Origin of the sequence: Agrilactobacillus composti DSM 18527 = JCM 14202 (assembly GCF_001436375.1) — a bacterium.
GTDB classification, from domain to species: Bacteria; Bacillota; Bacilli; order Lactobacillales; family Lactobacillaceae; genus Agrilactobacillus; species Agrilactobacillus composti.
Map to the genome: position 1 here is coordinate 98950 of NZ_AZGA01000088.1, position 18535 is coordinate 117484.

At 45.9% G+C, this 18535-nt stretch carries 15 protein-coding genes and 1 riboswitch; of the genes, 10 read left to right on the top strand and 5 right to left on the bottom strand.

All coding sequences use genetic code 11. The features are described from left to right. Positions 1–237 precede the first annotated feature (237 nt). The 3 genes from FC83_RS15625 to thiM all read left to right on the top strand — a co-directional run bounded on the left by FC83_RS15625 (position 238) and on the right by thiM (position 2118). Entirely contained in the window at positions 238–468 is a 231-nt protein-coding gene (locus FC83_RS15625) for a hypothetical protein (protein WP_035451460.1), read from the top strand. Between the two features lie 59 nt (positions 469–527). Next, positions 528–617: riboswitch (TPP riboswitch) on the top strand. A 174-nt stretch (positions 618–791) separates the two neighbouring features. Beyond that, complete coding sequence (gene thiW / locus FC83_RS15630) at positions 792–1283, top strand: energy coupling factor transporter S component ThiW (protein WP_035451544.1); 492 nt, start codon at positions 792–794, stop codon at positions 1281–1283. Then, a complete protein-coding gene (gene thiM / locus FC83_RS15635; RefSeq protein WP_057002990.1) occupies positions 1261–2118 on the top strand; it encodes a hydroxyethylthiazole kinase in 858 nt (285 codons plus the stop codon). The genes thiW and thiM overlap by 23 nt, the downstream gene beginning before the upstream one ends. Before the next feature lie 19 nt (positions 2119–2137). On the opposite strand, the gene FC83_RS15640 is transcribed toward thiM, so the two are convergent. Together FC83_RS15640 and FC83_RS15645 are read right to left on the bottom strand one after the other, a co-directional pair. Beyond that, positions 2138–3580 (bottom strand): MFS transporter, encoded by a 1443-nt coding sequence (locus FC83_RS15640; protein ID WP_057002991.1) that lies wholly within the window; start codon positions 3578–3580, stop codon positions 2138–2140. 99 nt (positions 3581–3679) lie between these two features. Beyond that, positions 3680–4756 carry a zinc ribbon domain-containing protein gene (locus FC83_RS15645; protein WP_052004500.1) on the bottom strand — a complete coding sequence of 359 codons (1077 nt, stop codon included), beginning with the start codon at positions 4754–4756 and terminating at the stop codon, positions 3680–3682. Positions 4757–4959: 203 nt separating this feature from the next. Here FC83_RS15645 and FC83_RS15650 point away from each other — a divergent pair, with 203 nt between their 5' ends. From FC83_RS15650 to FC83_RS15665, 4 genes are all read left to right on the top strand, one after another. Beyond that, positions 4960–5775: an SGNH/GDSL hydrolase family protein gene (locus FC83_RS15650; protein ID WP_035451461.1), complete on the top strand. Its 816-nt coding sequence runs from the start codon at positions 4960–4962 to the stop codon at positions 5773–5775. A gap of 195 nt (positions 5776–5970) precedes the next feature. Further along, complete coding sequence (locus tag FC83_RS15655) at positions 5971–7173, top strand: RNA-guided endonuclease InsQ/TnpB family protein (RefSeq protein ID WP_052004502.1); 1203 nt, start codon at positions 5971–5973, stop codon at positions 7171–7173. 174 nt (positions 7174–7347) lie between these two features. Beyond that, on the top strand, positions 7348–8643 hold the full coding sequence (locus FC83_RS15660) for a zinc-ribbon domain-containing protein (RefSeq protein ID WP_035451463.1): 1296 nt from the start codon (positions 7348–7350) through the stop codon (positions 8641–8643). 12 nt (positions 8644–8655) lie between these two features. Next, positions 8656–10062: a zinc ribbon domain-containing protein gene (locus FC83_RS15665; protein WP_057002992.1), complete on the top strand. Its 1407-nt coding sequence runs from the start codon at positions 8656–8658 to the stop codon at positions 10060–10062. Positions 10063–10123: 61 nt separating this feature from the next. On the opposite strand, the gene FC83_RS15670 is transcribed toward FC83_RS15665, so the two are convergent. From FC83_RS15670 to FC83_RS15680, 3 genes are all read right to left on the bottom strand, one after another. Further along, positions 10124–10720, bottom strand: coding sequence for an anthranilate synthase component II (locus FC83_RS15670; RefSeq protein ID WP_057002993.1), 597 nt, complete (start codon positions 10718–10720; stop codon positions 10124–10126). Beyond that, entirely contained in the window at positions 10701–12161 is a 1461-nt protein-coding gene (locus FC83_RS15675; RefSeq protein WP_057002994.1) for an anthranilate synthase component I family protein, read from the bottom strand. Before FC83_RS15675 ends, FC83_RS15670 begins: the two co-directional genes overlap by 20 nt. Before the next feature lie 455 nt (positions 12162–12616). Beyond that, complete coding sequence (locus tag FC83_RS15680; protein WP_035451473.1) at positions 12617–13597, bottom strand: aldo/keto reductase; 981 nt, start codon at positions 13595–13597, stop codon at positions 12617–12619. A 363-nt stretch (positions 13598–13960) separates the two neighbouring features. Here FC83_RS15680 and FC83_RS15685 point away from each other — a divergent pair, with 363 nt between their 5' ends. The 3 genes from FC83_RS15685 (at position 13961) to FC83_RS15695 (ending at position 18520) form a co-directional block, all read left to right on the top strand. Beyond that, a complete protein-coding gene (locus FC83_RS15685) occupies positions 13961–15409 on the top strand; it encodes an alpha-N-arabinofuranosidase (protein ID WP_035451475.1) in 1449 nt (482 codons plus the stop codon). 307 nt (positions 15410–15716) lie between these two features. Next, positions 15717–17318 (top strand): peptide ABC transporter substrate-binding protein, encoded by a 1602-nt coding sequence (locus tag FC83_RS15690; protein ID WP_035451477.1) that lies wholly within the window; start codon positions 15717–15719, stop codon positions 17316–17318. 29 nt (positions 17319–17347) lie between these two features. Further along, the gene (locus FC83_RS15695) at positions 17348–18520 is read left to right on the top strand and encodes a M20 metallopeptidase family protein (protein ID WP_035451479.1); all 1173 of its coding nucleotides are present in this window, start codon (positions 17348–17350) and stop codon (positions 18518–18520) included. Positions 18521–18535 lie beyond the last annotated feature (15 nt).

Below are 18535 nucleotides of genomic sequence, written 5' to 3' on the forward strand. Positions count from 1 at the left end.
ATACAAATCTTTCTGTCCTTGACGGCAGTAGCCTTTCACGAAAACAGTTAGGGCTCAGTAAACGTTGAAAAGGGCGTGGAAATCAGTATTCATGCGGGTTTAAACGTGTCAACTGGTTCGGTTACCCAGCAGGATTGGGCCGGTTTGTCAAGTCTTGAAATCAATTTGAATAATTGGTAAGCTTATTTTTGTGAAGCATTTCGAACGTAGGTTTGTTTATTTAGGAGCGTGTATGAGATGGAAAATTCAATTTATTTAGACAAGGGCATTTCGATTCATCCCCGCCATGATGGCATCATCGAAATTCGCCAAGAATCAGAACACCAAGGCAAACATGTCTTGGACAGTATTAATTACTTAACGGCCCGAGATACCTTTGGCATGACCGTGATGCAGATTGTGCCCACGTTGACCTTCCAAGAGGTCCATAGTGTCCAACAAAAATTAAACATCATTTATCATTTTTAAATTCAAACTTAGCCTACTGGCTAGCTATCATTTTTTGTGGTATGTTTTAATTACATTTGAAATTGTTACTGGGGTGCTATCCGGCTGAGAATATACCCAAGGAACCTGATGCAGATAATGCTGCCGTAGGGAGACGCGTTTTGAATCGACATAACTTAACAAACGCTGCCCGCCTATTTAGCGGGCTATTTTTTTAAAGTTTTTGCCATATTTCAACCAGCCGAATACCCCCAGGACAACTAAAATGAAGCTTATTATGGGAGGTTGTTGAAATGTTACAAGCACAACACGATCGGATTCAACGGCTTATTTTGCTCTCATTCATGATTGCCCTAGACGTGGTATTATCGCCGTTGTTACGGATCGAAGGCATGGCACCCATGTCCAGTGTGATGAACGTGATTGCCGCGGTCTTGATGGGACCGGTTTATGCCACCTTAATGGCCTTGGTGTGCGCCATTATCCGTATGACCATGCTGGGAATTCCGCCATTGGCTTTAACCGGGGCCTTTTTCGGGGCCTTGTTAGCGGGGCTCTTGTATAAATTGGGTGGCAAAGTCGGTTATGCCATGTTGGGAGAATTCATTGGGACCGGGATCATTGGGTCCTTGATTTCTTTTCCGGTAATGGTTTGGTTTACCGGCTCTAATATCGGCCTTTGGTGGTTTGTTTATACCCCTAAGTTTATGGGGGCTTCTATTGGTGGGGGTATCGTAGCTTATTTGATCTTAGTAAGATTGCAACAAACCAGTATCTTCAAACGGCTAAAAATTGTAATGTGGGGTGGTCTGCTTGGCAACAAGAAACGTGCTTGATGATTTTACCGAGGTCTTAAAAACGGCTTTGCCGTTAAAACAAGCGCCCCTGGTCCATTGTCTCACCAATGCGGTGACCATTGAGACCATGGCTAACGCCCTCTTATATATTGGCGCCCAGCCCATCATGGCGGATTATCCCCCGGAGTTTGAAGATGTGTGCCGCATCACGGATAGTTTATTGCTTAATTTAGGCCATTTAGGCCCTGGTGCCGGCAATGTTCTGGCGCCCGCCAGTCATTATGCCCATCAAGTTCAAAAGCCCACCCTGGTGGATATAGTGGGGATTTCAGCGACTCAAACCCGCTATGATTTAGCGCAGAAATTGTTTCTGGACCAGCCAGCGGTCTTAAAGGGCAATATTTCTGAATTGCGGGCCTTTACCGATCTTCCAAGCCACGGTCGAGGGGTGGATGGTAGTGCCTTAGATCAAGGGGACGCCAATTTGATTGAATTAGCTAAAGCCTTGTGTTTAAAGGCTAAAGCTGACTCCACCACTACCTTCATGGCCACGGGGCCGGTGGATTTGATCGTCAATGGCAACCAGGCCCTGGTTTTGGAAAATGGCGTGGCCCAATTAGACCGCTTCACTGGTACCGGGGATGTGGTGGGCGCTTTGACCGCCGCTTTATTAGGGGTCGGCTTAAATGGTTGGCAGGCCAGCGTCTGTGCCATTACTTACTTTAACTTATGTGGGGAACAAGCTTTGCATCAATTAACCCCGCCCTTTGGGGAAGCGACTTTTCGCCTAGCGACCTTAGACCAATTGTCCTTATTGATGACCCAGCCAACCTGGTACCAACAACTCAAAGGCCATTTTATTGAGATAGCCTAATCAAAAAAGCTATGCACCCTTATTGCGGGCCCATAGCTTTTTTTGTCGCCGTTTGACGGCGTTGTTGCCACAAGCGCCATGCCATGATGCCAAAGGCTACCAGGGAGATGGCCATGGCTAGTAAAAAGACGCGGCGGTAGGCGGTTAAAAATGAGCGGCCTACTTGGGGCGTGATGCGCACGACCCCGGGCAATTGAATGAACAACAACGAGGTGGCTAAACTAATTCCCGCGGTCATCCCTAAGGTTCGGGCTAAGGAACTCAGCGAACCTGCCACCCCAGCCAGGGGATTGGGGACACTGCTCATGGTCAAGGCGTTGTTGGGGGATAAAAATAGCGACATGCCAATGCCATTGGCAATGATGGTGGGGATGATTAAAGCTAGGTTCATGGTGGCGGGATAAAAGGCGTAGCCTAGTTGACTGGCGCTTAAGATGACCAAACCAATGGTGGTGAGTTTAGCCGCATCCCAGCGGTCAGCGATATAGCCGGCCAGAGGCGTGACGAAAAACATCACACTGGCTTGCAACATCATGATCAACCCACTGATTAACGCTGACAGCCCCCCGTAGCTCTGTAGATAAAAGGGCAATAAAATGTCGGAAATAGCATTGACCAGCATGACTAAAAATAAAATACTCACGGACACTAAATATAATTTATTGCGGAAAATAGCTGGGTCGATCCAGGCTAACAAGCTATGGTCGTCTTGATAAAACGAATAAACGGTTAACCCTAAGCCCCCCACCAGGAGTAATAAAGTTAATGGCCAATTGGGGTGTTGGCCTTGGGCAAAGTAACTACTCAGGAAAAAGGCAATGATCCCCACGGAAAACAGGATCTGGCCCAACCAATTTAAGTGGCGAGTGACCTGGGTGGTTTGCTGCCAAAGGTTTTTAGGGATCGTAAAACGGTGGCGGCCGATCCATAGGGCAATCAAACCCACCGGTAGGTTGAACAGAAATAGCCAACGCCAGGATAATTGAGAAATGACCACGCCCCCAAAAGCGGGGCCAGATAAGGAACCCACAGACATGAACATGGCAATAATAGCAATCAACTCAGTCCGGTTTTGATCAGTGGCATATTGGTTGACGATACCCAAGGAGTTGGCCAGGGTCATGGCCGAACCGATGGCTTGGATAAAGCGGCCCAGGAGGATCAGCCAATAATTAGGTGCCAGTCCGGTCAACACGGAGCCGGCAATAAATATATAGCCGCCAATGGTGAAAATGGCCGTCTTGGAGAGGAGATCCCCTAAATGGCCGAACATCACTAAGACGATGACGGTGGTGATCATCCCCACCTGAATGATCCAAGTGGCGGCACTATTGGAGATGGCCAAGTCGATGGATATTTGGGGCAGGGCTAAGTTGATACTGGAGCCAGAAAGCCCAGTGAGCAGGGAAAACAAGCCTAACACTAAGATGATGCGATAATTTTGGCGCAAAGTTGTGAACATGTTTGGCCCCCTTCGTGGTGATGATGGTTAAAATATAGGGAGCTAGGGGTTAAAAAGCAAGCAAAAAAGCTCAGGCCAAGGGCTTGAGCTTTGAAAAAACTATTGGAAGGTGCGATACAGTTGGTCTAGAATATTAGTGCTGCTGCGGGTGATCAAATCCACAATAGATGTGCCTAAGATGGAGAAAATCACGATAAAGCCAATGGCTAACAGGACGCTCCCTAAGGCATAGGCATAAATCCGATCGAAGTTATTGGTGGATTGGGCGGTAAAAATCGTGGCAATGAAGCCTGCCCCAAAGAATAAGGCAGCCACCATAATCAAGAGATAGGTCAGATAAGCATTTGTGGCGGAGACCCCAATTAAGCTAAATAGGAAAACTAGCCCGCTGATAAAAACGTTGATATTGGTATGTACTGCAAATAAGTTCATAAATTGCCAGAAGTTATAACGGCGATCCCCTAAGAAGACGTGGGTCACTAAAAAGGCAACGGCAATTTGGAGGGCATATAAGGCTAAGATAAATAAGAAGAACTGGACATATAAGCTAAAACCAGTATTAACGTATGTTAAAACCGCTTGGAGGGGTTTTAAATGGCCGATGGTGGCGGCTAACGCCAGGGTATACAGCAAAGTGGCCAGGCCAAATGAAATCAAGCCGAAATATTGATTGTAGACTTTATCCATGGTGAAGGGATGCTTCAAACTGGCGACTAGAAAGCTCCAGTAGTTACTGGCATAGCGTTTGGTCGCTTCCATATTAGGATTAGGTTGGGGATTGGTATAAGTTTGCTGATATTGATTGTAGTTTTGTTGGTTCTGATTAAAGTTTTGCTGGGTCTGTTGCGTATTATTGGTAAAGCCGCCATTTTGGTTTTGGGCTTGGTCTTGGTAATGGGGCACATTGGCTGACCTGCTTGGCGGTGTTTGGTTGACCGCGTCTGGATTTGTCGCTTGCTGAGGCTGTTCTGGGACAGCTTCAGGGGGGGCGACGGCTTTTTGGGCAGCTTGCGGTTTTGAATCAGGGCCAGCTTGTCCTTGAGGGGCAGTTTGTTCTGGGGCTTGGGGAGCAGTTTCTGAAATTGGGGTAACTTCAGAAAGGTTAAAACCGCAGTGGGTGCAGAATTTTACTGTGGCTGGCATTTTAGAACCACAATTGGGACAAATTTTAATCATTTTCTTTCCTCCAAAATAACGTTGGTTCCTCCCGAATCAACGTTTGATATTGTAATAATACCATAATAAGGAATCTTACAAAACGTGTATCTGTAAAAACGATAAATTACTTATTTAAGGATGGGTTTCAGGTTTCGGCCATGCTATAATAAAACCACATGTTCAGGTAACTGGTCGTTGGAGGAGGGATAGTTATCAGAAAAATTAAAAAATGGGGTCAATTACTAGGTGTGTTACTGGTGGGGCTGCTTTTGTTCACCCTGGTGGGCTGTCAAAATAATGGGTCAGGCCAAACCCATTCTAAAACCAGCACCAGTAAAGCGGTGGTCTCTAAGCCAAGCCGACAAGTCAAGCGCCAGTCCAGTAGCCAACCTGCTAAGTCCATCGCCGCAAAGCTGGCAGCCAAGCAGCAAGCCAGTTTAACTTATGTGGCTTTGGGAGATTCGCTATCCGTGGGCTTGTTCGCTGACAGTAGTCAGACTGACTTTGTCCATACGTTTACCAACTTGATCGAACAGCAGACCCATAAGCCGGTGCATTTGGTGACTACGGCGTCGGTGGGGAAAACAGTGGCTAATTTTGGTCTACCCCAGGTTAACCAGGTTTTGGCGCAAAAGCCGGATCTGGTCACCATCGAATTTGGCACCAATGATGCGGTGGGAGGCAGTGACGCCCAAGTGATCGCCAAGTTTAAAGCGGATTTAAGCCAAGTGGTGCAAACACTGCAGCAAAACAGCTCAGCGCAATTGATTTTAATGACCACTTGGTCGCCTAAAGATGGGGAATATGTGGCTTCTGATTTAGTCTTTGATCAGGCAATTCAAGCCGTTGGTCAGACCTATCACGTGCCTGTGGCCAATATGGCCCAGATTTGGCAAAATCAAGCTGACGTCACCGGCCCAGCTGGCCGCGCATTACCGGACTTTGCGGCTTGGGGGACTAGTGATACTTTTCATCCAAACCAAAAGGGCCATGATCTAATTGCCAAATTATTAGGCCAAGTTTTACAACAGCAATAACGATTGAAAATTGGGAGCGCTGAAATGATTACCATTTATGTGATCAAATGTAGTCATTCATACTTAAATGTCAGCATCAAAGTATCATAGCTAATCGACCTGATTTAGTGTTAAATTTCTTTTGAATTTTTGAGCATGAAAGAAGACAAACGCACATTCGATACGATATCCTTAGAGCATAAGGAGGTGGATCGAATGCCTGTCAAAACTCACAAAATCAGATGTTACCCAAATGCTGAAATGCGTACTGTTATCGCCGAACTGATGGACTACAATCGTTTCTGTTGGAACCAGGGCTTAGCAACATGGAATGACATGTATGAAGCGTCTCTCATCATGAATGATAAGAAAATACGACCTAGTGAGCGCAGTGTACGCAACGAGTTAGTGCAGAACAAAGCTGACTGGCAGTATCAGCGGTCCGCCCGCGTGCTCCAAACTGCCATCCATCGTCTTCGTCAAGCCTGGCAGAATTTCTTCAATCCCAACATGCCGGATGCCCGCAAGCCCAAATTTCACAGTAAGCGAGACCCGAAACAGAGTTTCACAACGGACCGGGCAACGGTTAATGGCAAATTCCTGACACTGGATCGGCCTCATGGGAGTAAGCACCGCTTCACCGCTATCAAGTTGGCTGAAACTTTGCGTTTTTCTGGCGCCATCAAAACCGTGACGATAACCAAGCGCGGGGACAAGTTCTACGCCAGCATCGCCGTTTCAGTCGCAGATATGCCACGGCCGGCTTTTTACGAAAGTTGGGATATAGCTGGCATTGATCTCAACGTAGGACATATAAACTGGAATGATGGCGAAGTAAATACCTTTACCCCACGTATGGCAGTGCTGCATCAGCGGATCAAGGTTTATCAAAAACGTTTGGCGCGGAAACGGCGGGATAATCCTAGGCATTTCCGGTCCAAGAACTACCAACGGATTCAAGCTAAGCTGAACCGGACTTATCAAAAGATTAATGCTTTACAGGATGATCTGATTCACAAGTTTAGCCAGCAAATCACCCAAAGTTATGCCGTCCTCTGCATAGAGGACCTCAACGTTCGTAGCATGAAAATGGCCAAGAATAAGGTCAAAAACCTGCAGCGCAGTCTCTTTCGCCGCCTGCGCACGGCGATCGAGTATAAGGCTGCTTGGCAGCATCGGCATGTGGTGATCGCGGACCGTTTCTTTCCGTCCACCCAGCGTTGTTCAAACTGTGGTTTTATCAAGACTGCCGACAGTCATGGCGGCAAGATGACCCTTCGAGGCGACAGTATCTACCACGATCATGACACTTACCGTTGTTACGAGTGTGGTATGGTCATGAATCGTGATGAGAACGCGGTTCAAAATTTAATTGCGTATGCGGCGGGGCTTTCGCCGGAACGAGTAACCGTTCATTGATGATTTTCTAGTCGGTCACTGTCCCAACTGACTTGTTCAGGCGGGGGGATATCGGCGTTTACGAAATCGACGAAAAACGTAACTTAACGGTCTAAATCTGAAGTAGTGTTATAGACCGGATGTGACCACACTTGATCACATTTGTATACGTTTTAGAAAGCAGTGGGGATACATATGAATGAATTGAAATTTTGCCCAAATTGCGGGGCTAAGATAAAACCTGAAGATATATTTTGTCCAGAGTGTGGCTTTGATTTACGGCCGGCGCGCCTGGCCAAGTCGACGGCACCAACATCTGGTGAACCAACCGGGCAACCAACCAGTCACCAACAACCTGAACCCGCACCAACGACTGCCCAGGCCGCGCCAGCTAAGCCCCAAGCGCCCCGGGCGACCCCGCCCAAGCAACCGGGCAAAAAACGTTTCTGGCTGTTGGTCAGCGGCGGGATTGTCGTGGCGCTATTACTTTTGGCCTTCATTGGGGGTTCTTGGTATTACTCCAAGGGCCATCAGACTGCCCGTCTTGCTGACCAAGTGACCAGCAGTGTGCCCGATGAAGTAGCCAAAGCCACGGTGGACGCCCAACAACAGCCGATTTTAAGCCAGCGCTTGGCGCCTTTAGTGAATCTCTACAAGGCCAAAGCAGGTACCCAACAAGCCATGCGGGCCTTAGTAGAAGGCACGTCTAAAAGTGATCTGGTCAAAGTGGTCCAAACTGGGCATTACTTTGTGGTATTTCCCAAATACCAAGTGATGTTAAAAACGGCCACGATTCAGGTGAAAACGAATTTGACCAACCCGGCCTTCAAGCTCAATGGTCAAGATGTGGCCAGCAAAGGTAGTAATCCTTATAGTCTTGAAGCCCAATTGCCTGGCAGCTACACCTTGCGGGTGGATGGTAAAAATAGGGATAGTGCCACCAATAAATCTATGACGGTGAATTTATTGGCCAGTAGTTCTACTAATGCTGATTTATCGGTTAAAACCAAGACCACGAAGTCTAAAAAAGATGCGTTAGACGATTTATTAGCGAAAACGGATAAAGAAAGTGATGCTGAAAAAGCCGCCGCCCAGTCTAAAGCTGATGCGGCTGCTGCCGAAAGTCAAGCTGCCGCTAGTAGTTCCCAAGCCCAGTCGCGACGCAATGCGGATAACAATAGTACCAATCACACGGGCTTTGACTATCCCAGTGATCCGTCGTTACGCAATAGCAATGATAGTACGGACGGTTTAGTGGGGGCTTGGCATTCTGGGGCCCAAAGTTTCCAATTTAATGGGGATGGGACTTACAGCAGTATTTCCAATGGTCAAACCAGCAACGGGACTTATCGGGTGGTGTATCGGGATGGGGATATCTTGAACGTGCAATTTTCAAGTGATGGCCAAACCAGTGTCACTGAGCCCTTTGCCTTTGACGATGGAGATCTAATTGAGACCCACTTGAAGATTCGCTGGACGCCAGCAGACTAGGGGGAATTTTAGATGAGCGATCAAATTTTTTGCCCTAATTGTGGGAAACCTGTCTCCAGTAACGATAAGTTTTGTCCTTATTGTGGTTATGATTTAGCCAGTTTTCAAGCCACCTCAAAACCCGCTAATCCTCAACCAGCGCCGGCCCCCCGGCCAAATCCGGCGGCAGTGTCCCCCAAAAAGCCCTGGTCTAAACGCCAAAAAGTTATCTTAGGGGCCATCATTGCCGGCATTGTGATGTTGATCGGCGGTTATGTCTGGGGCAGTAATTATTACAGTCCCACTAATCAAGCGGCGCGCTTGATCAAAGCTGTTCGAGCTGGGGATAATGACACGGTGAGCCAATATGTGGGGACCACTGATCCCAACTTAAAAGTGACCGCCACCACGGTCAAACCATTAATAACCTATTATCAAGACCATTTAGCTGAGCTGGATCATTTACAAACAGTGGCGCTGACCGATAGTGCTGGCCTTGATAATAGTACCACCTTGAATTTTACCAAGATTGGGCGCCATTTCTTGATTTTCCCTAAATATGGGCTCCAAGTCACTGGGGTGCATCCAAAAATCACTACCAATACCGCCAATACAACGGTGACGGCCAATGGCTTGCCCATTGCCGGCTTTAAGGCCGGCACCCAAGATCAAACCGTGGGGCCATTGATACCCGGGGAGTATACCATTAAAGCCAGTGCGCAAATTAGTGGCCAACATGTCCAGGCTTCCGGCAACTATACCCTGACCACTGAGGATACCCAGCCGATTGATTTGTCCTTTAAGACAGTTTCTTTTACCGCGCTAGGTTATCCCGGGGCGGAGGTCTATGTGGGCGGTCATAAGGCCGGGAGTATTGCTGATGACGGCCAGTTGGCTATTTCAAAATATCCGGTGACCAATAGTGCTGAATATTACCAAGTTTTCACCGCCAATGGTCAAAAGGTACAATCCCGGTCCCAAAAAGTCAGTGATTTGTCTGATGGGGCCGAACTGGCTGTGGCTTATCCTGGGGTGATCAGCCACGGGGCAGCGGACAGCTTGATCACGAGTATTTTTGGAAATTTGAATACTTTAAGTGATTTTGATTCCAGTTACAGTCGTGAGAGTATCATTAAGAATTTTATCGGTGGCAGTGATAATAAGGATTGTGCGGCGTTATTAGCCATGGGTAAGAGTTATCGCGATGATAAAAATATTAATTCGGTGATGATCACCACGGATTTTAAACATGTTTATCCCATTGAACGCAACAATGCACTGATTATTTTTAACGTGAAGTTTAGATTTGATAATGCCCACATTGATGGTTCCCATGTCCAGGAATATCAATATACCGGGAATGTCAAAAAATCAGATGGGGATTTTAAAGTCGACAGCTTTAAGATTTCTAAGAAGATTGACGACCATCACGAAGATTGAGCCATAACGCAAAGAACCGACACCGGTCGATTATTGACTGATGTCGGTTCTTTGCGTTTGTTTAAGCCAAAGCGATGGCGGTGGGTTTTGGTAACTTAACGAAGTTTTGAATCAATTGGCGGCCCACACTGGCGGTGGTTAAGATAGATTCCGGATGGAATTGGACCCCGTAGACTTGGCGTTTGGCATCAGCCACGGCCATGATCTCGCCACTTTGGGTGGTGGCCGTCACTGTTAGTTCAGCGGGTAAATTGGCCAGGGTCAAGGAATGATAGCGGGCCCCGGCAAAGGTTGCTGGGCAGGCGTCAAACAGTGGGCTTGGGGCCACTTGATAAATGGTACTGGCTTTGCCGTGCATCAATTTAGGACTGTGGACCACTTGGCCACCATAGACTTCGCCGATGGCTTGATGGCCTAAACAAACCCCTAAGATTGGAATCTGGCCGATAAAGGCATCCAAGTAGGCTAACATATTGCCGGCCTCATCAGGATTGCCGGGGCCCGGGGAAAACAACAGGCGATCGGGATTTAAGTCTTTTAAACCCTGAACACTGAGTTCATCATTTTTGATGACTTGAATTTCCTCAGTCGTTAATTGACCCACCAATTGGTAAAGATTATAAGTGAAGCTATCATAGTTATCCACGATTGTTAACATAGGTTTTTCCTCCTGTTGTTTGCGGGTCCAAAGCCAACATGATGGCCCGGGCTTTATTGTTAAATTCCAAATATTCTTTGTCTGGTTCACTATCGGCCACAATACCGGCCCCGGAGTGCACGAATAAGTCGTCACCCTTGCGGTAGGCTAAGCGTATGCCGATACAAAGATCTAAATCGCCGGTGGTACTGAGATAGCCTAAGCAGCCGCCATATAGACCCCGTTTTTGGTCTTCCAGTTCGTTGATCAAGCTCATGGCTTTCATCTTAGGGGCTCCCGATAAAGTGCCAGCGGGCATCAGGGCAGCCACGATAGCCATGCTGGATTTGCTGGGGTCCACTTGGCTTTCAATGGTGGAGCCAATGTGCATGACTTGGGCAAATTTCAATAATTCCCGCAGCCGGGTGACCTTGACGGTACCGAAGGCGCTGACCCGGCCTAAATCATTGCGGCCCAAGTCTACCAACATATTGTGTTCGGAAATCTCTTTGGGGTCGGTGCGCAGTTCCTGCATAAACTTGGCTTCTTCAGCTTCAGTATGACCCCGGCGCCGGGTACCGGCCAGGGGATAGGTGAAGAGGGTGTCCCCTAACTTGGTAACGAGGGTTTCTGGGGAGGCCCCGATGGCTTCATAGTCCCCATGCTTGTAATAGAATTGATAGGGGGTGGGGTTTTTCTTGAAGAAATCTTTGCCAATCCCCAGTAGACTACCAGCCATTTTGGCATGTTGCTGGTTTGCTAGGATCAATTGGAAAATATCCCCATCGTAAACATGTTGTTTGGCCAAATTCACCCGTTTTTCGAAACTGTCATGATCGAAATACATCTGAAAAGGCTGGGTGAGTTTAAAGGTCGGCGGCAGGATTTGCGGCATGGTCAACAATTGGGTCTTTAATTGTTCCAATTGCTGGATAATACCGACTTTTTGCGTTTCATAATCTTCAATTGATACCAACTGGATTAAATAAGCGGTTTGTTGATGATGATCAAAGGTTAAAATTTGATCCACAAAACTCAGGTCGGCATCGTTTAGGTCGTAGGGATCCTTGGGATGCTGGGGTAAGACGGGGTTAGCATAACGGGCGTAATCATAACCAAAATAACCTAAGAATCCGCCGATAAAAGGGGGTAATTCTGACACGACGGGGCTGGTATTGGCAGCCAGGGTTTGATCAATGACTTCTTTTAAAGTGGCCTGCAGGATCTCTGTGTGGGCACCGCTGGTCTTGGTCAGCTGATGGTCTTTTAAGGTTAAGTTGAAGCGCTCGTGGAGGCTAATATAATAAAAATCGGTTGCCCGTTCTTTGGCATTGAATTTGATCATATTGGCATCAAAGCCATTGTGGCGTAATTGATTGACCACCGTGGCCCCATTAAAGTTGGGATACTTAAATTTGATGAAGACGGGCATTGCTGTAAATTTTTGAGTTGTGGATTTCATGACGATCACCTTTCAATTATGAGTTTTAACACTTATAAAATTAAAAATGGGTGCCATCGTTCTAATGTTATTGACATGGTTAACCTTCTTTATGTGACATTTGCGTACAAAAAAACCGCCCTTAAACAATTAAGTTAAGGACGGTATTAACCGCGGTGCCACCTTAGTTCGATGTCCAGATATGGCGACTAGTGCCAGGTATCCTGAGACATCACCCTTACAAGGAGCTAACACTCCTCAGACAACTGACGTATGCCATCACGTTTTTCCGGACTCGAGCAAGCTCTTTTTGGAAAACCCTCAGTGGTCCATTTAGTTAACTGCGTACGATCGCACTCTCAGCATCGGCGACTCTCTTGGCGGGCAGGTTGACCTTGATCTCCACTTCATCGGTTTAAGGACGAATTATGATACCTGATATGATAGATTAATTAGAATTAAATGTCAAATACTTTTTACCACAAATATTCAACTGGGTTTTTGATATAGTCGTTATACACCCGATTGACCACGGCCATTTGAGCTTTGGTAAAGGCGGGCAAGTCCGCTGCCGTGGTGTTCCGCTGGATCTGTTCAGGATTGCTGGCCCCAGGAATGACACTGGTCACGGCATCATACATTAAAATATATCTGAGGGCAGCGGCCGCCAAGTTGTCTGTCCCAAGTTCAGTTTTTAGTTCATCGGCGGCTTTAATACCCGTGGCATAATCGACCCCAGAGAACGTTTCGCCCTTATCAAATTCTTCCCCATGACGGTTGGTGGTCCGGTGATCTTGGGCACCAAATTTGGTGCCCAAGGTATATTTACCGGTCAATAACCCAGAGGCCAGTGGGACTCGGGCCAAAATACCCACATTATGGGCTTGGGCTAGTTTGAAGAATAAGCGGCTGGGCCGCAGGCGAAACATGTTGAAAATAATTTCTACGGAACCGATGTTGTAATCTAGGGCTTTGATCCCTTGCTCCACTTTTTCAACGCTGACGCCATAGTTTTTGATTTTACCAGCTTTCTGCAGGGCATCTAGTTTGAAAAAGATGCTGGGAGTGTAATAAGATTCAAAATCTGGGCTGTGCAACAAGACATTATCTAAGCTATTCACCCCTTGATTTTGCAGACAAGCATCGATCCATTTTTCGATATTAGCATCCGTATAACCAGCCGCTGTTTGGGTAGGTAGCTTACGACCGATTTTCGTGGAAACAAAGACTTTATCCGCTTTATCTTTGATGAATTCTCCAATGGCGTGTTCACTTTGACCATCTTGATAAATATCGGCAGTATCAAAGAAATTGACGCCAGCAGCAAAGGCTGCTTCTAAAGTTTTCCGGGCATCTTTGGGATCAAAGGGATCGCCCCACTTAGCGCCCAATTGCCAAGTCCCCAAGGAAACCTCACTGATATTGAAACCAGTTTTACCTAATGTGCGATATTTCATATTTTTTAAGACCTCACTTTCTAGGATTAGATTTATTATAACGTATTTTAAATCATGAAATCTTAGGGCTGGCTATATCGCGTTGTTTGATGGGGGATGATTAGGCGCTGGTTAACCCATCAAAAAGGTATCAACGTAATGTTTATATTATTATATAAGCTATTAATTTAAAGAATAAGCAAAGATTGTAGTAGTAAATGTTATAATGCTAAATTTAATTCGAAATATATCGGAAACGTTGTTTACTTTTGGTTCTGAAAACGCTATATTAACATTATAAATATTAATTAGTTGCATTATGATGCTTTGTTAATAATGTTTATAGTATCATATGTTTGTGTTGACCAAGAAGGGTAGGATTTTATGTCGATCGAACTATTGCTTCAAAAAAAAGGCCCAAAAATCAGCAAATATATTTACGGGCAATTTTCAGAACACCTAGGCCATGGTATTTATGGCGGTTTATATGTCGGTGAGGATTCCGATATTCCAAACGTTAACGGTATGCGTCGTGATGTGGTGGCTGCCTTAAAGGCCATTCATGTCCCTGTTTTAAGATGGCCTGGCGGCTTATTTGCAGATACCTATCATTGGCAAGATGGCATCGGCTCTAAAGCCACTCGGAAGAAAATTGTCAATACCAATTGGGGTGATGTCACTGAAGATAATTCCTTTGGCACCCATGAATATTTTGAATTATTACGCCAACTCGGCGCAGATGCTTATATTAACGCCAATATTGGTAGCGGTACCGTTCAAGAAATGGCTGAGTGGGTGGAATATATGACCATGGCCGGCGAATCACCAATGTCTAAGTTGCGTCAAGAGAATGGTCGTCAAGAACCTTGGCCACTGAAGTTTTTTGGAATTGGCAACGAATCCTGGGGTGGCGGTGGCAATATGCGGCCGACATATTATGCTGACGTTTATCGCCAGTACCAAACTTTTTTACCTCAGTATGACAAGGATCAGCCAATTTATAAAGTTGCTTGTGGGCCCAATGAGGATGATTACAATTGGACGGATAATGTAATGAAAATTGCCGGCAAATACTTAGATGCCCTGAGCCTGCACTACTATACTATCCCCACGAATGACTGGCAACACAAAGGCAGTGCCACTGATTTCCCAGAAGCTCAGTGGGATGCCACGATGAGCCAGACTCAACAAATGGATGAATTGATCACGCGGCACACAACAATTATGGACAAATACGATCCTGATCATAAAGTGGATTTAATCGTAGACGAGTGGGGCACTTGGTATGATGTCACTGAGAATACGAATCCCGGTTTCTTACAACAACAAAATACGATTCGCGATGCCATGGTTGCAGCCATTAACTTGAATATTTTCCAGAAGCATGCTGATCGGGTACACATGACCAATATTGCCCAAATGGTGAATGTCTTACAGGCCATGATTTTAACGGATGGGGCCAAGATGCTTAAGACACCGACGTATTATGTGTTTGACATGTATCAAAAACATATGGATGCCGAGTTGATCAGCGGTATTGGGGCTGTACCAGAAAACGTCTCTTACACAGCTTCACAAAAAGACGGTGAATTAACGATTTCAGTCGTGAATTATGATGCCTATGAAGCTAACCAACTTGATTTCACTGGGATTCAAGCTTATCAAACTATTCAAACGGCAACTATTCTGACGGCCCAAGCCATGGACGCCCATAATACGTTTGAGGAACCTGATGTGGTTCAAGAAGTTGCGTATACCGGAGCGACTTTGAGCCAGGCTGGTCTGCAACTTAAGTTACCAGCGAAGAGTGTTGTGACGATCACCTTAAAATAAGGATTTAACCTGCTAAGCAGCAGTTTGACAGATCGATATTTTTTGTATTTTATAACATCAAGAGCTTGCACAGCGTTACACATGACGATTTTGAAATTATGGTCATCGTCATGGTAGCAACGCTGGGACAGCTCTTTTTTGAATACACTCGATCAAATTTTGCAAAAGTCATATTTCATGACATAAAAGCATTGCACTTTTTTGAAAATCAGTTATTATAGTTATATTAATCTGATTTTCTAATTATATTTTAACCGTTATTTCAGAAACTAATTTAAAATTAATCAGAGCTAAGGAGGATACTACCATGAAGAAAGTCATACCAATTCTTGTGATTGTTTTGTTATTGCCTTTTGTACTGGCACCTGGAACCGTGGGCGCCGCTGCGAAGCAAAAAGTGTTTGAGGCTTCCACGAATATGAACCTAGATACTTTGGATCCTGCCGCCTACACTTCCGTTTCCAGTGCTGAGACTATTGATCAAATTAATGAAGGGCTTTATCGCTATGATGCCAATAATAAAGTTGTTCCGGGGATGGTTTCTGGCAAACCCAAAATCAATAGTGCTAAGACGGTTTATACATACACCTTGCGAAAAGCCTATTGGACCAATGGCGATCCTGTAACGGCCCAAGATTTTGTTTATGGTTTTCAGCGTAAAGTTAGCCCCAAAAATGGCTCTAGTTTGACTGACTTTATTAAAAATGGTCAGGCCATCCGCTTGAACCAAAAACCCACCTCAGATCTAGGGGTCGAAGCGGTGGATAGCCATACCCTTAAAATTACCTTAGAGCAACCGATTCCTTTTATTGAGCAGTATCTCACCAACGCGCACTTTATGCCCGTCAATGAGAAATTTGCCACTAAAGTCGGTGACAAGTATGGGACGTCAGCGGCGACGACTTTATCCAACGGGCCTTTTGTTTTAAAGAATTGGACTGGAACCAATGATAGTTGGCAGTTGGTGAAGAACTCGAAGTATTATGACGCTAAGTCGGTGAAAATCAACCAAGTCAATGTACAGGTCATTAAAGATACCGGCACCTTAATGAATTTATTTGACAGTGGTAAATTGGATTATGGCACCATTGGGGATAACAATGTGCAAAAATACGCTGGTCAAAAAGTATTGCATAAAAAGCAAACGCCAACCATCGGGTATATCAGCATTAATAACAAACGTAAAAATACGGCCAATGTCCATCTACGGCGGGCATTGGCCATGAGTTACGACAAGAAAGGCTTAACCAATAATTTCTTGGCGGATGGCTCTAAACCTTTAGATGGGGTGGTTCCCACCGGGCTTGCCACCAATCCGACGACCAACAAAGACTATCGCAAAGATACTGGGAATTTATTAAGTTATAATCCCAAAGCCGCGGCAAAAGAATGGAAACTTGCCCAAAAACAGCTAGGAATCAAGAACGTGACGATTCAATTGCTGAGTGCTGATACTGACCAGGCCAAAAACGTGTCGCAATATCTGCAATCTCAGATTGAAAGCCATTTGAAGGGAGTTACGATCAGTGTGAAGGCCATGCCCGTGGCACAGCGCATTCAAACGGAGCAAAATGGCGATTATGATATTGCCTTTGGGACCTATGTCCCAGACTATGCAGATCCAATGTCGCTATTATTTATGTTCACCACCGATCAGAAACTAAACTTCTCCCACTATAGTAACAAGGATTATGATGCCGATATTGCGGCGGTCAATGGGGCCTTAGCCACCAAGCCAGCCGCCCGTTATAAGAAATTGCAGGCTGCTGAGAAAACCATGATGGACGATGCGGTCATTGCCCCAGTTTATCAAGCTGGCATTGCCTATTTGTTAAGTGATCGTTTCAGTCATTTCCAATTCCAACCACTTGGTCAAATTGCTGAATATCGTTATATCCAACCCAAGTAATGTCAGATTTGTAAAGGAGTTGTCCGCTGATGAATCGTGAATCCAGTGATGTTGAAATCCGTTTTGATGAAATTGCCATGGTAAATTTTTTTAAAGCACTGCACCAACATCCAGAACTTTCTAATGAAGAATTTTGGACCACGGCTCAGATCCGCAAGATTATTGCCGGCCTAGGCATCACGGAATTAAACTATGGCCTGTCCACAGGTTTGGTGGCAGAGATCAAGGGGGGGTTGCCTGGCCCCACCATCGCTTTACGAGCGGATATTGATGCCCTGCCAATTACTGAAAAAACTGATCTGAGTTATCGTTCAAAAGTGGCCCATGTAGCCCATGCCTGTGGGCATGATTTTCATACAGCGGCTTTATTGGGTGCAGCTGCCCAATTGCAAAATCAGGCCAGTACCTTGAAGGGTAACATTCGGCTGCTTTTTGAGCCCGGAGAAGAACGGCATACTGGGGCCAAAACTTTGATTGCATCTGGTGCTATGACAGATGTGGCGGCTATTTTTGGGATTCATAATATGCCCTATATCCCCGTGGGAACCGTGGGCATCAAAGTCGGTAAGTTAATGGCGTCTAATGACAATTTCAATGTGACCATCAATGGCGTGGGCTCCCATGCGGCCATGCCCCACACCGGTCGGGACCCTATTGTCACGGCCGCGGCGATTATCATGGCATTGCAGACCATTGTCAGTCGCAATACAGATCCCCAAGAACGCTTGGTGGTGACCATTGGGGCGATCGAGGGGGGAGATGCCAATAATGTGATTCCCCATCAAGTTACCTTCAAAGGCACGATTCGAGCTTTCTCAGCAGAAAGTCGGGCTTTAGCCAAGCGGCGGTTGAATCAAATCGTGATCAGCACGGCGGAAAGTTTTGACCAAAGTGCCGATATTGAATGGGACCATGGACCGGCTTCGGTGAATAATAACCAAAAGGTGACGGAATTGGTGGCTAAGGTGGCTCAAAGCTTTATGACCGTCGTTCCGGCCAAGACTACCAATGCGGATGACGATTTTGCCAGCTTTGAAGAAGTGGTGCCCGGTTGTTACGCTTTTCTAGGCTCCCATGGCCAGGCGAATTTACACCATGAGGATTTTATTGCTAATCCCGAAGCCTTAAAGTATGGGGTTCGATTGCATGTTGAAGTGGCTAAACGCATGCTGGACTATTTAAACAGTGGTTTAAAATTTTAAAGTTAAAAAAAACGC